At 67.0% G+C, this 12,872-nt stretch carries 11 protein-coding genes, 1 tRNA gene and 1 other RNA gene; 5 read left to right on the top strand and 8 right to left on the bottom strand.

Annotated elements, in window-relative coordinates:
* Nucleotides 1-29 precede the first annotated feature (29 nt).
* The 6 genes from P9A17_RS26780 to P9A17_RS26755 all read right to left on the bottom strand — a co-directional run bounded on the left by P9A17_RS26780 (nucleotide 30) and on the right by P9A17_RS26755 (nucleotide 4,359).
* A complete protein-coding gene (locus P9A17_RS26780; protein WP_278041798.1) occupies nucleotides 30-203 on the bottom strand; it encodes a hypothetical protein in 174 nt (57 codons plus the stop codon).
* A 156-nt stretch (nucleotides 204-359) separates the two neighbouring features.
* A complete protein-coding gene (locus P9A17_RS26775; protein WP_278041797.1) occupies nucleotides 360-1,226 on the bottom strand; it encodes a DMT family transporter in 867 nt (288 codons plus the stop codon).
* Between the two features lie 10 nt (nucleotides 1,227-1,236).
* Complete coding sequence (locus P9A17_RS26770; RefSeq protein ID WP_278041796.1) at nucleotides 1,237-2,307, bottom strand: dihydrodipicolinate reductase; 1,071 nt, start codon at nucleotides 2,305-2,307, stop codon at nucleotides 1,237-1,239.
* Between the two features lie 49 nt (nucleotides 2,308-2,356).
* Entirely contained in the window at nucleotides 2,357-3,376 is a 1,020-nt protein-coding gene (locus P9A17_RS26765; RefSeq protein ID WP_278041795.1) for a S1C family serine protease, read from the bottom strand.
* 46 nt (nucleotides 3,377-3,422) lie between these two features.
* Complete coding sequence (locus P9A17_RS26760; RefSeq protein WP_278041794.1) at nucleotides 3,423-4,190, bottom strand: hypothetical protein; 768 nt, start codon at nucleotides 4,188-4,190, stop codon at nucleotides 3,423-3,425.
* Nucleotides 4,191-4,273: 83 nt separating this feature from the next.
* Nucleotides 4,274-4,359, bottom strand: a tRNA-Ser gene (locus P9A17_RS26755).
* Between the two features lie 93 nt (nucleotides 4,360-4,452).
* Between P9A17_RS26755 and ffs the strand changes: the two genes are divergently transcribed.
* The 5 genes from ffs to P9A17_RS26730 all read left to right on the top strand — a co-directional run bounded on the left by ffs (nucleotide 4,453) and on the right by P9A17_RS26730 (nucleotide 10,066).
* Nucleotides 4,453-4,547, top strand: an RNA gene (gene ffs / locus P9A17_RS26750) — signal recognition particle sRNA small type.
* 29 nt (nucleotides 4,548-4,576) lie between these two features.
* Complete coding sequence (locus tag P9A17_RS26745) at nucleotides 4,577-5,869, top strand: aminotransferase class I/II-fold pyridoxal phosphate-dependent enzyme (RefSeq protein WP_278041793.1); 1,293 nt, start codon at nucleotides 4,577-4,579, stop codon at nucleotides 5,867-5,869.
* Between the two features lie 39 nt (nucleotides 5,870-5,908).
* Nucleotides 5,909-7,861: a DNA polymerase III subunits gamma/tau gene (locus P9A17_RS26740; RefSeq protein WP_278041792.1), complete on the top strand. Its 1,953-nt coding sequence runs from the start codon at nucleotides 5,909-5,911 to the stop codon at nucleotides 7,859-7,861.
* A 71-nt stretch (nucleotides 7,862-7,932) separates the two neighbouring features.
* Nucleotides 7,933-8,322: a hypothetical protein gene (locus P9A17_RS26735; RefSeq protein WP_278041791.1), complete on the top strand. Its 390-nt coding sequence runs from the start codon at nucleotides 7,933-7,935 to the stop codon at nucleotides 8,320-8,322.
* Nucleotides 8,303-10,066: a peroxidase family protein gene (locus P9A17_RS26730; protein WP_278041790.1), complete on the top strand. Its 1,764-nt coding sequence runs from the start codon at nucleotides 8,303-8,305 to the stop codon at nucleotides 10,064-10,066. Before P9A17_RS26735 ends, P9A17_RS26730 begins: the two co-directional genes overlap by 20 nt.
* 7 nt (nucleotides 10,067-10,073) lie before the next feature.
* Here P9A17_RS26730 and P9A17_RS26725 read toward each other — a convergent pair whose 3' ends face one another.
* Together P9A17_RS26725 and P9A17_RS26720 are read right to left on the bottom strand one after the other, a co-directional pair.
* On the bottom strand, nucleotides 10,074-11,396 hold the full coding sequence (locus P9A17_RS26725; protein ID WP_278041789.1) for a class I SAM-dependent methyltransferase: 1,323 nt from the start codon (nucleotides 11,394-11,396) through the stop codon (nucleotides 10,074-10,076).
* Nucleotides 11,393-12,781: an FAD-binding oxidoreductase gene (locus P9A17_RS26720; RefSeq protein ID WP_278041788.1), complete on the bottom strand. Its 1,389-nt coding sequence runs from the start codon at nucleotides 12,779-12,781 to the stop codon at nucleotides 11,393-11,395. The genes P9A17_RS26725 and P9A17_RS26720 overlap by 4 nt, the downstream gene beginning before the upstream one ends.
* Nucleotides 12,782-12,872 lie beyond the last annotated feature (91 nt).

Raw genomic sequence — 12,872 nt, 5'->3', positions numbered from 1 at the left:
CTCACAGCCTGTGTGCAGAACTCGCGACGTCAGGAGACCCCGAGGAACTCCCGTGCCGGCGCCAGGCCGCGAAACTCAACGTCGTTGCGCCGCACAGATCCCCACTGTGCACGCGTCATCGAGAACGACAGCATCGTGTCCTCGCGATCGCGCCGCATCTCCGTAGAAGCGCCGCCCTCGGCATACGGCAGCGACCGCGTCACCCGTAGTGACGCGGCATTGTCATGCCAGGCCCGGGTGCGGGCGCACTCGCCGCGGCTCTGAGGACGGCATGGTCGCAGGATCGTGAAATGCCCTGTGCGGCCAGATCGCGCTGGGCATGACATCGGACATCACACGATGGCACCGCATATCTGCCGTCAGCTCAACGGGTTTTCCTGCCGCCGCGTCGCGAGCACCGACCCGGTGAGGATCAACCCGAGCCCGACCAGATGCCATGGCGTCAGCGGCTCGTTCAGCACGACCACGCCCGCAGCCAGCGCCACCGCCGGGTTCACGTAGGTGAACACCAGCGCGCGCGGCGCGCCGACTTCGCGGATCAGCGCGAAGAACACGATGAACGCCAACGCAGTACAGACGACGGCCAGAAGCACGATCGCCACCAGCACGCGCGTCGCCGGCATCTCGGAAGGCCATGTCGCCGCCGCGGGCGCGGCGTACACGAGGGCCGCCAAGCCGAGGCACGCCGCCGTCATCGGGAGCGTCGGCACATCGCCGAGATACCGGGCCGCCACGATCGGCGCGATCGCGTAGCAGACCGCCACCAACAGCACCTCGGTGACGGGCCACGCGCTGCCTCCGGTGAGTTCGGGCCCGGCGAGGACCGCGACGCCACCCAGCCCGACCGCAAGGCCGGCCAACCGCTTCAGCGTCAGCGGTTGCCCACCGCCCGTTGCCCTGTCGAGCACGGCCGCCACGATCGGCGACGCCGCGATCAGCAGACCCGTCAGCGAGCTCGAGATGTGCCGCTCGGCGTCGGACAGCAGCAACCACGCCGCGATGATCTCGAAGAACGCGAACACCGCCACGGGCTTCCAATGCGCCAGAACCGGCGCCCACGCGGTACGGCTCAACGCCAGCGGGATCAGCACCAGAGCGCCGACCGCGGTGCGCGCGAGCACCAGCACCGGGACCGAAACCCCTTCCACCGCAACCTTGATGAGCAGATAGGGGATGCCCCAGATGACGCTCATCGCGGCGAACAACAACCACCCGCGAAAGCTCACCGGGCCAAGGTTAGGCCTTCGGTACGACTCCGCGGGGCAGAGGCAGCGGCAGATCGTTGTACGTGGCGATGCCGGGGGCCGCCGCGACGACCGCCGCGATGGCGTGGATCGGCGGCAGCGCGGTCATGATGTGGCCCAGCACGAAGAAGTCCTCGAGCGTCTTGGCGTTCTCGATCATGTCCTGGGGCGGAAGGAATCCGACGGACATGTTGACCGTCGGGCGGCCGTCGATGGTGATCTTCCAGCCGTCGCCGTCGAGCTTCCAGTCCGGCTCCAGCGTCTGGCCTTTCTTCCACCGGACGTTGATGTCGATGACGGCCCGGCCCTGATAGATGCCCTGCCAGCTGGCGAACACCCCGGCGACGTGGCCCGCTTTGATGGTCCACGACGCCATCGGGAGATCCTCTGTGGTCTGGGCATATTCGGACACGCACTTGATCTCGTCGAGTTCGATGCCGAGTGCGTCGGCCACGAGCTGCACCGCTTCGGCGAACACCGCGGTGCCGTTCGCTGCCATCGGCTGCAGAGCCGGGTCGTCGATGGCCATGTCGAAGCCGACGGGCCGCTCGGTTTCGGGGGAGTCATAGAGCGTGGTGTCGGCCGACTCGGCGATGGTGATCTTGTCGATCCGGTCGCACGCCGTGCCCGCCACGATGGCGAGCAGTTCGGCGAATCCGGGGCTGACGCCGGAGCCGAACAGCGTCGACCCGCCGCGCTGGCAGGCCTCGGCGAGCTTGTCCCGTCCGTCACCCAGGTTGCGCCCCGTGATGAACGACGCGGACGCGACGACGTTCACGCCGGCTTCGAGGATGCGCACGAGTTCGTCGACGTCGATCCACATCGGGTTGTAGACCACGGCGTCGGGCTTGAGCGCCAGCAGCGCGTCGACGTCGTTGGTGGCGGCGACGCCCAGCGGCTCGATCCCGACGAGCTCGCCGACGTCCTTGCCGACCTTGTCATCCGACCAGGCATAGCAACCGACCAACTCGAGCGTGGGGTTCGCGGCTATCGCCGTGACCGAAGACTTTCCGACGTTTCCGGTCGTCCACTGGACGACGCGATAGGGCGCAGTGTTGGGCACTCGCTCAGCATAGGGTTTGGCGGTGTCTAGCTGGACTAAATTGCGTCAATTAGACGTCAGGCGTCAGGACCGCTTTACCGGTGCGGGTCTGACCGGAGCGGTCGATCCATGTCAGATCGAGGACATCGCCGACGTAGTGGCGATCGAGCACCGATGTGAGCGTGTTCGTCGAGTCCAGCGAAGTGCCGTCGAGCGTCGTGATGATGTCGCCGGCCACCAGCCCCGCCTGCTCAGCCGGACCGCCGACCATGACCTCCTGAATCAGCACGCCCGGTGCGTCGCGCGGTGCGGTGCGCACACCGACGCCGAGCAAGGTGGGCGGTCCGATGTGAATGCTGTCGGAGCGGACACCGGCGCGGATCTGGTTGGCGACCCCTATCGCGTCGTTGATCGGGATCGCGAAGCCTTTACCGCCGGGGCCCATCCGGAAGTTCACCGACGCCGCCGTCGTCACCCCGACGACCTGGCCGACGCTGTTCACCACCGGCCCGCCGGAATCGCCCGCCCGCACGGGCGCCGCGAACTCGAAGAGGCCGGTCAGCTCGTCCGTGGATCCGGTCAGCGCATCCTCGGCTTCCACGGTCCGCCCGAACGCCGTCAAGGTGCCGACCTCGCGGGTCAGCGGGGCGTCGGAACCCATCGCGTTCCCCAGGGCGACGACGGGCTCGCCCGGCGCCAACACGTTCGCGTCGCCGATCGGGGCGACCGGCAGCCCGCCCGCACCGAGCAGTTGGATCACCGCGACGTCCCGTTTGCGGTCGTATCCGACCAACTGGCCCGGGTACGCGCGTCCGGCGACGGTTCCGGTGATGCGGTCAGCGCCCTGGACGACGTGGAAGTTCGTCAGCACCTGCCCGCCCGGATCGAGCACGAATCCTGTGCCGAGGCCCACAACTCCCTGATAGTCGACTGCGGTGTCGATACGTACGACTGCTGCTTCAACCTGCGCAGATGCGCCGACAGGATCTGCTGGAGCCGCCGAGGCGGGGGAGATGGGAGCGACGAGAGCGAGAAGCGCCGCCAACGCGATCAGCAGGGTGCCGGCTCGGCGAATCAGGGCCATACCCATCAATAGTGGCTGCGACGTCGGCTGCTGTCGACGTGAACGGGTGTCGTCAGTCCTCGACGGCCACGCCGCCGCGGGTTTTGCGACGCCGTCCCAGGACCGAACCCTTGCCCGTCGGGCGGCGATTCTGCAGTTTGCCGTCGGACGAGCCGTCTGCGGCCTGGGGCTCGGTTTCATCACTCTCGGCCTTTACCCCGTCTTCGGCGCCGGAATCCGTGTCTTCGGTGGCCGGGGCCTCGTCGGCCTCTGTGGTCACTTCGACCGCACTGCTCTCTTCGACCTCGACGGCCTCGGCTGCCTCTTCAGGCTCGTCGGCCGCTTCGTGAACCGCGGCGTCCTTGCGGCCGCGGCGCTCCGAGCGTTCCTTGACCTTCAGCGGTTTCGGTGGCGGAGGCGGCAGTTCGGCGACGAAGGCTAGGTAGAACGCGAACACACCGAGGAGCGCGACGGCACCGGCGGCACCGTACGCGCCGAACAACCACTGGCCGGCGGTATCCAGCGACAGCCAGATCTCACTGATCGCAGCGCCGATGATGACCACACCCGCAAGAACGTGAAGCGCGATCGAGGCCGTGCGCAGATTCAGCGCCAACTGCGGAGTGCCGAACTCGGGCCTGCGGGTCCGGAGCAACGTGAACACCACAGGCAGCGCGGCGAGACCGATCAGCGCGCCCGCGACGATGCGCAGCACCGTGCCGAGCGTGTGGGACGTGTCGCCGAGAAGCTCCAGCGTGCGCGGTAGCACGAAGAGGAAGTAGAGGACACCGGCGGCAATGGAGAACGACGCGTGCCATATCACCGCAGCGGTGCGGCCCATATTCCTCCTCGATCGTGTTGCCCGCTCGATCGTGATGCCCGGGGGCGACCGCATCATCGCGCCGGTCGCGCCCCGGGCGAGCGCGGAGGATAGGGGATTTGAACCCCTGAGGGCTATTAACCCAACCCGCGTTCCAGGCGAGCGCCATAGGCCACTAGGCGAATCCTCCGCCGGTCATGGTAGCGGACCGCCCTGGTTGTCCCCCAAATCCGCGGCTGAGGTGCGCACTGGTGGGTCTTGGGCGCCGGGGTATTACACTCGCCGTGGACCCCGCGCGGCGTCTATCCTGTGAACTCCCCCAGGGCCGGAAGGCAGCAAGGGTCAATGGGCTCTGGCGGGTGCGCGGGGTCCCCTTACATTTCCGGGTAGACAGCGAAAGGCGAGCGGTGTCGTTTCATGCGCTGGGCCTCGACGATCTGCGCGCACAGCATGAACTACAGCAGCGCAACTACGACGAGCTGAAAGCCAAGAACCTCCGCCTCGATCTCACGCGCGGCAAGCCGTGCACCGAACAGCTCGACCTGTCCAACGGCTTGCTGACGCTGCCCGGTGCTGATTCCTACAGGGACGCCGATGGCACCGACGTCCGCAACTATGGCGGCCTGCACGGGCTGCCGGAGCTGCGCGCGATCTTCAGCGAGCTGCTCGGTGTCCCCGTGCCCAACCTCATCGCCGGCAACAATGCCAGCCTGGAGTTCATGCACGACGTCGTCGTGTACTCGCTCCTGCACGGCGGTGTCGATTCGCCGCGGCCGTGGATCGACGATCTGCGCGACGGCACCGGCGTCAAGTTCCTGTGCCCGTCGCCCGGCTACGACCGCCACTTCGCGATCACGGAAAGCCTCGGCATCGAGATGATTCCGGTGCCGCTGCTCGAAGACGGTCCCGACGTCGATCTCATCGAGGAACTCGTCGCCGCCGATCCCGCCATCAAGGGCATATGGTGCGTGCCGGTCTACTCCAACCCCACCGGAACCACATACTCTTGGGAGGTCGTGCGGCGTCTGGTCCAAATGGAAACCGCCGCAACCGATTTCCGAATCATGTGGGACAACGCGTATGCCGTCCACACGTTGACGCACGACTTCACCCAGAAGATCGACATCCTCGGGCTCGCCGCCGCGGCCAACCACGCCAACCGGCCGCTCGTCTTCGCGTCGACGTCGAAGATCACGTTCGCCGGTGCGGGCGTCAGCTTCTTCGGCGGTTCGCTCGGCAACATCGCGTGGTATCTCCAGCACGCGGGCAAGAAGTCGATCGGCCCGGACAAGCTCAACCAGCTGCGCCATGCGCGGTTCTTCGGCGACGCCGACGGAGTGCGCCTGCACATGCAGCGTCACCAGGAAGTGCTGGCACCGAAGTTCAAGCTGGTCCTCGACATCCTCGAAGACCGCCTCGGCGATTCCAAGATCGCGTCGTGGACCGATCCCAAGGGCGGGTACTTCATCAGCCTCGACGTCCTGCCGGGTACGGCTAAGCGAACCGTGTCGCTGGCCAAGGATGCGGGCATCGCGGTGACCGAGGCGGGCGCCTCGTTCCCGTACCGAAAAGACCCTGAGGACAAGAACATTCGGATCGCGCCGACGTTCCCGGCGATCTCCGACCTGCGCGCTGCCATCGACGGGCTCTCGACGTGTGCGCTGCTGTCGGCCACCGAACTCCTGCTGGCCGACAAGTAGCGCGTCCCTCGTCGGACCGAGTGGGTAGCCTTTCCTTCCGTGGCTCTCTACCGCAAGTACCGACCGGCGACTTTCGCAGAGGTCGTCGGCCAGGAACACGTCACCGAGCCGCTGTCCACGGCGCTCAACTCGGGACGCATCAACCACGCCTATCTGTTCTCCGGTCCCCGCGGGTGCGGTAAGACCTCGTCGGCGCGCATCCTCGCCCGCTCACTGAACTGTGAGCAGGGTCCGACGGCCACCCCGTGCGGCGTCTGCGACTCGTGCGTGGCTCTGGCGCCCAACGGTGGCGGCAGCGTCGACGTCACCGAGCTCGATGCCGCCAGCCACGGCGGCGTCGACGACACCAGAGAACTGCGCGATCGGGCGTTCTACGCGCCTGCCCAGTCGCGCTACCGCATCTTCATCGTCGACGAGGCACACATGGTCACCACGGCCGGCTTCAACGCGCTGCTGAAGATCGTCGAGGAGCCGCCGGACCATCTGATCTTCGTGTTCGCGACCACCGAGCCGGAGAAGGTGCTGCCGACCATCCGGTCGCGCACCCACCACTACCCGTTCCGGCTGTTGGCGCCCAAGACGATGCGGACCCTGATCGAGAAGATCATCGCGTCCGAGAGTGTCGACGTCGACGACGCGGTGTACCCGCTCGTCATCCGGGCGGGCGGCGGCTCGCCCCGAGACACGCTGTCCGTGCTCGATCAGCTGCTGGCAGGCGCTGAAGGCAACCACGTCGCGTACCAAAGAGCGCTCTCACTGCTGGGCGCCACGGATGTCGCGTTGATCGACGACGCGATCGACGCGCTCGCCGCCAACGACTCGGCCGCGCTGTTCGGGGCGATCGAGGGGGTCATCGACGCCGGGCACGATCCGCGACGGTTCGCCACCGACCTTCTCGAGCGCTTCCGGGACCTGATCGTGTTGCAGGCCGTACCCGACGCGGTGGCTCGCGGCGTGGTCGACGGACCCGAGGACGTGCTGGAGCGCATGCGCGATCAGGCCTCGCGGCTCGGGCTGGCGACGCTGACCCGCTTCGCCGAGGTGGTGCACGCCGGGCTCGGCGAGATGCGCGGTGCGACCGCGCCACGGCTGCTGCTCGAGGTCGTGTGCGCGCGGCTGCTGCTGCCGTCGGCCAGCGACACCGAAGCGGCACTGCTGCAACGCGTCGAGCGCATCGAGACCCGCCTCGACATGTCGATCCCCGCCAGCGACGAGATCAGCACCGGATCGTCCGGCACGCCGCGTAAGCAGTTCGTGCGCAAGAGCGAAGCCGTCGCCGCGCCGTCAGCGGCGTCAGAGGCGAAGCCGGTGCCCGCGCCCACGCCCGAACCGGAGCCTGAACCGGTCGAGCCCGAACCCGCTGAGCCCGAAGCTGTTGAGCCCGAACCGGTTCCGGAACCACCGGCTCCGCCGCCACCACCTCCGGTGCGGCCGCCCGCCGCGCCCGCGGTGGAGGCGCCACCGGCCACTCCCGCCGCCGCCGTCGCCGCGGGTGAGCCGAATGCCGCCGCGGTCCGCAGCATGTGGACGACGGTGCGCGAGAAGGTTCGCGAGCGCAGCCGCACCACCGAGGTCATGCTGGCCGGCGCGATCGTGCGTGCCGTCGAGGGCGACACGCTGATCCTCAGCCACGAGTCCGCGCCACTGGCCAAGCGGCTCGTGGAACAACGCAACGCCGACGTCATCCGGGAAGCGCTCAAGGATGCGCTCGGGGTGAACTGGAAGATCGTGTGCGAGACGGGAGACTCGGCACCGGCTGCCCCTGCGGCAGCCGCCCCGGCGGCACCGCCGCCTCAGCGCCCGACGCCGCAGCGTCCCCGCATCGAGCGCGTCGCGCCGGTGGAGGAGCCACCGCCGCCGCCCGAGGACGACGAAGAGAGCATGCTCGCCGAGGCGAGCAACGCCGATCCCGCTGCCCCGCGCCGCGATCCGGAAGAGGTGGCGCTGGAGCTTCTTCAGAGCGAGCTGGGGGCACGCCGCATCGAAGGCTGAGCGGGAAGTGACCGAGAAGCAGGTATTCGACTACGCACGCGCCTCCCGGATCAGCACGCCATGATCAACGCATGGCACTCCCCGCAATTGCGCGCAAGCTGCTCGCTGCGATCCGGATCCTCAACGGGGCCGCCGGCCTCCTGATCCCGGAGAAGCTGCTCGGACGTCTGGGCGTCGACACCGCGACCGACCGGTCGGGAACCTATCCGTTCCGGATGTTCGGCATCCGGACCGTACTCATCGGGCTCGACCTTCTCCTGCTGACGGGCGACGAGCTGCGCCGGGCCGAGAAGTTGGCGGTGCTCATCCATGCCGCCGACACGGCGTCGGCGACTGTCACCACCGTTCGCAACGACCTGCCTCGCAAACAGGGGCTGACCGCCATCGGGATCTCCGCGGTCAACACGACGCTCGCGGTCATCGCCTGGAGGGGGGGCCGCAATGTCGAGCCGCTTCATTAAGTTCGCCGAGTTCCTCGATCGGCGCTGGGGCTGGGACAACCTGCCGCCCACCCTCGGCCTACTGACCCTCGTCGGGATCCGCAACCGGCTGCGCGAGGACAACCTGTTCGACACCCACGAGGGGGCGCCTCCGCCCGCACCGGCGCGGGAGCCCCACGAGTACTTGACCGTGCGGACTGTCGACGGCTCCTACAACGACCTCTCGGCGCCGTCCATGGGCATGGCGGGCACGCGGTTCGGCCGCAACGTCGCGCCCGAGTCGGCGCCGGCCGAGGCGCCACCGCAGCTGCTCGACCCCAACCCGATGACCATCAGCACGCAACTGCTGCACCGCGAGACGTTCACCCCGGCGACGACGGTGAACGTGCTGGCTGCGGCGTGGCTGCAGTTCGAGGTGCACGACTGGTTCAGCCACGGCACCACCACCGACCGGATGATCGAAGTGCCCCGCCCCGCCGGCTACGACTGGCCGACCGACCCCGTCTGCGTTCCCGCGACGCCGTCGGACCCGACCGCGTCTGGCGGCAGCAGGGCCAAGACCTACCTCAACGTCGACAGCCACTGGTGGGACGGCTCCCAGATCTACGGCAGCACCATCGCTGCCCAACAGGCGGTGCGCAGCGGCAGGAACGGCAAGCTGTCGATCGACGACGACGGGTTCATCAGCACCGACCCTGCACAGACCGATCCGTTCCTGACCAACGACGGATGGTGGCTGGGCCTGGAACTGCTCACCACGCTGTTCATGAACGAACACAACGCGATCTGCGACAAACTCGCCTCGGCGTACCCGCGGTGGACCGACGATCAACTCTTCGACAAGGCGCGGCTCATCACCACCGCGCTGATCACCAAGATCCACACCCTCGAATGGACGCCGGCGCTGCTCGGGCATCCGGCGCTGGAACAGGGCATGCGCGGGAATTGGTTCGGCGCTGCCGGTGAGCGGGTGAAAAGGCTTGCAGGACGGCTGAGTTCAAGCGATTTCATCAGTGGTATCCCGGGATCGGCGACCGACCATCACGCAGCGCCGTACTCGGTCACCGAAGAATTCGTCACCGTGTACCGCATGCATCCGCTGCTGCCCGACGACTTCGGATTCGTCGCCCTCGACGGCGCCCCGTCGCTGTCGTGCTCGTTCGACGACATCCGCAGCACCCGCTCACGCAGCGCGCTGGAGAAGGTCGGAGCGGGCAACGCAATGTACTCGCTGGGCGTGGCCAACGCCGGAGCGCTCGCCCTGCACAACAGTCCGCGGTTCATGGAACGCTTCGACCGCACGGACAACCTGGTCATCGACCTCAACGCCGTCGATGTGCTGCGGTCCCGGGAGCGAGGAGTGCCCCGGTACAACGACTTCCGGCAGAGTCTGCGGCTGCCGCGCGCTCGCAGCTTTGACGAGATCAGCCGCGGAAACCTCGAGACGGCGGAGACGTTGCGGCACGTCTACGGCGGGGACATCGACAAAGTCGACACCGTCGTCGGCATGTTCGGGGAGCGGCTGCCGAAGGGATTTGCCTTCGGGGAGACAGCCTTCCGGATCTTTGTGCTGATGGCGACGCGCAGGCTCAAGAGCGACCGGTTCTACAGCATCGACTTCACACCGAGGATCTACACCCCCGAGGGCATGGCCTGGATCGACGGCAACGACATGATGTCGGTGCTGACCCGCCACCATCCCGAGCTGGCCCCCGCGCTGCGCGGGCAGGGAAACGTATTCGCCCCGTGGCGCGCACTGCGTTGAGCGCGCGTCAGGCGTCCCACCACGGACGCAGCGGAAGCCCGCTGTCGCCACCGCGCTCGTCGAGCTTGACGGCCAGCACCTGGTGCAGCTGAATGGCGTTCTGCTCGAAGCCGACTCGCGACCCGGCCATGTACAGTCCCCACACTTTCGCGGTGGCAAGTCCCACCTCGGCGACGGCTTCGTCCCAGTGCTCGACGAGGTTGCGGCACCAGTCGCGCAGCGTCATCGCGTAGTGGTGGCGCAGGTTCTCCTCGTGCACCACCTCGAACCCGACATCCTGGATCTCGGTGATGATCCGCCCGGATCCGGTGAGCTCGCCGTCGGGGAAGACGTACCGGTCGATGAAGCCGCCTGCCGCCGGGCCGGTCCTGTTGTTGTGGCGGGTGATGCAGTGGTTGAGCAGCAGCCCACCTGTGCGCAGCTTCGACTGGACGAACCGGAAGTACGAGGGGTAGTTCGCGACGCCGATGTGCTCGGTGAGGCCGATGGAAGACACTGCGTCGAACTGTGATTCGCGCACATCCCGGTAATCGCTGTGGCGGATCTCGGCGAGGTCGGTCAGGCCCTCCCGCTCGATCGCGGCCTTGCCCCACTCTGCCTGTTCCCGCGACAGTGTCACACCGATGGTCTTGACACCATGGCTGGCGGCATACCGGACCATTCCGCCCCAGCCGCAACCGATGTCGAGCAGTCGGTCCCCGGGCTTGAGGCGCAGCTTCTCGAACACCAGGCGGTACTTGTTCTCCTGCGCCTCTTCGAGACTGGCATCGGGATGCGGGTAACACGCGCAGGTGTACGTCATCGACGGTCCGAGCACCCACTCGTAGAACGTGTTCGACACGTCATAGTGATGGTGGATTGCATCGGCGTCCCGGGTCTTGCTGTGCCGCAGTCCTTCTGCGATACGTCGCCAGCGCGGGAGCTGCTCCTGCGGTGGCGGCGGGATCAGCTTGAGATGCTCAAGACCGATCGAACGAACGATCTGGGCCAGAACCCGTGCGGGCGGCCGCTTGAAGTCCAGTTTCTCGACGAGTGCGGTGAGCAGGTTGTAGGGGTCGCCCGGGTGCACACCGTGCATCGCCAGGTCGCCGGAGACGTAGGCCCGGGCCAGACCGAGATCTCCTGGTGCTGTTGCCAGATAGGTGGTCCCGCGTGGTGTCAGCAGATCGAGACCGAGCGTCGCGTCGTCGGGGCCGGAACTACTTCCGTCATAGGCCGTGAACTTCAGCGGCAGACGGCCCGCGGCGAAGATCTCGAGGACCTCGGCGAGTGTCAGCTTCCGGTCCGGATCCTGCGCCGGCTCATCCGTCTGCTCGCGAAATGTGGTCATTGTCTCCGCACCGCCTTCGCATAGAGGTCCAGGAAACGCGAGTCTGGGTCATAAGTCTTCTTCACTGTCTTGTACATCTCCCCGCCGTACAACGAATCAAACTCGTCCAGAGAGTAAAAAGCGTCGGAGTACAGGGATTTATGCCCGTCGAGCTCACTGACTTTGCCCTCGATCATCTTGTTGGTGTGTCCGTCCTCGGGGCCGACGGGGACGGACGACCAGAAACCCACGTTGACGTAGGCGTGGTGCGGCCGGATCGGATAGAGCGACCAGGAACGCTCGTCGCGAAGCCGTAACGGACACAACCAGATCGGTTCGATCGGAACGGTGTCGAGGAACCATGAGATGAAGTCGGCGGTCCGCCCGATCGGCACCTCGACGTCCTGCACGACGCGTTCGCGGGGCGGCCGGCCGTTGCGTTGCTCGATACGGTCGGCGATGTTGAAGCGCTGGTCGTAGCCGATGAGTTTCCAGTAGAAACTGCTACGCCGGTACCGCCTCGGCCACCAGCGACGGATCCGCGGATCCTGCGCGCCGAACGCCCTTGAGCACCAGAACCAGTCGGTGTCCCACCGCCACAGGTAGTCGTGGATCGTCAAACGGTCGTGCTTCTCGGCTGTGTCCTTGCCGGAGTGCTGGATCGAGCGGTAGTAGATGTCGCTACCTGTGTAGTCGCTGACGGGCCCCGGTGTCGCCGACTGGGACCCGACGCACAGATAGCCCTCGTCTGCGCTGAACACGACACCGTCGAGGTAGTCGACCCGCTCGCCGTTCAACTCGCCGGTCTCGATGATCCGGTCCATCGTCTCGACCAGCGCCGGCACGGAGTGGAAACGCAGATGGCGCAGCGCGACAAAGGGTTTGACCGGCTCCAGCTCGATCTTCAGGCGCACCGAATAACCCAGCGTGCCATATGAATTGGGGAAAGCCCGGAAGAGGTCGGGGTTCTCCTCGGGCGATGCGCGCACGATATCGCCAGTGCCGGTGAGGATGTCCATCTCGAGCACCGACTCGTGGGGCAGGCCGTTGCGGAAGGAGGTCGACTCGATCCCGAGACCGGTGACGGCACCGCCGAGGGTGATCGTCTTGAGCTGAGGCACCACCAGCGGCGAAAGTCCGTAGGGCAGTGTCGCTGCCACAAGATCCTCGTAGGTGCACATGCCGGCGACATCGGCGGTCCGCGCCACCGGGTCGACAGCGATGACGTCGGTCAGCCCCGAGGTGTCGAGGCCTTTGCTGGTCGTCTTTGCGCGGGCGCGGAAGAGGTTGGAGGTGGGCTTGGCCAGGCGGACGGTGGCATCGGCGGGAATCGCGGAAAAGCTTGCCAACAACCGCTGCACGCCGTCGGCGTGAGCGGCCCGTGCGTCGGTCGAGGCAACAGACACACATATACGCTAGTCGGCAGTGGCACGTCGTGCGACCGCACCGAGCCGCATACAGGCACCTTTAAGGCTACTGTGACCCCCTCTTGACAAG

This window comes from Mycobacterium sp. 236(2023) (assembly GCF_029623955.1).
Lineage (GTDB): Bacteria > Actinomycetota > Actinomycetes > Mycobacteriales > Mycobacteriaceae > Mycobacterium.
Note: the sequence above shows the minus strand (reverse complement) of the source record. Positions and strands in the feature narration are given on the sequence as shown.

Coding starts and splice junctions, on each gene's coding strand:
- P9A17_RS26725 (WP_278041789.1), bottom strand. CDS start 11,396: ATGACCACATTTCGCGAGCAGACGGATGAGCCGGCGCAGGATCCGGAC.
- P9A17_RS26765 (WP_278041795.1), bottom strand. CDS start 3,376: ATGGGTATGGCCCTGATTCGCCGAGCCGGCACCCTGCTGATCGCGTTG.
- P9A17_RS26735 (WP_278041791.1), top strand. CDS start 7,933: ATGGCACTCCCCGCAATTGCGCGCAAGCTGCTCGCTGCGATCCGGATC.
- P9A17_RS26730 (WP_278041790.1), top strand. CDS start 8,303: ATGTCGAGCCGCTTCATTAAGTTCGCCGAGTTCCTCGATCGGCGCTGG.
- P9A17_RS26760 (WP_278041794.1), bottom strand. CDS start 4,190: ATGGGCCGCACCGCTGCGGTGATATGGCACGCGTCGTTCTCCATTGCC.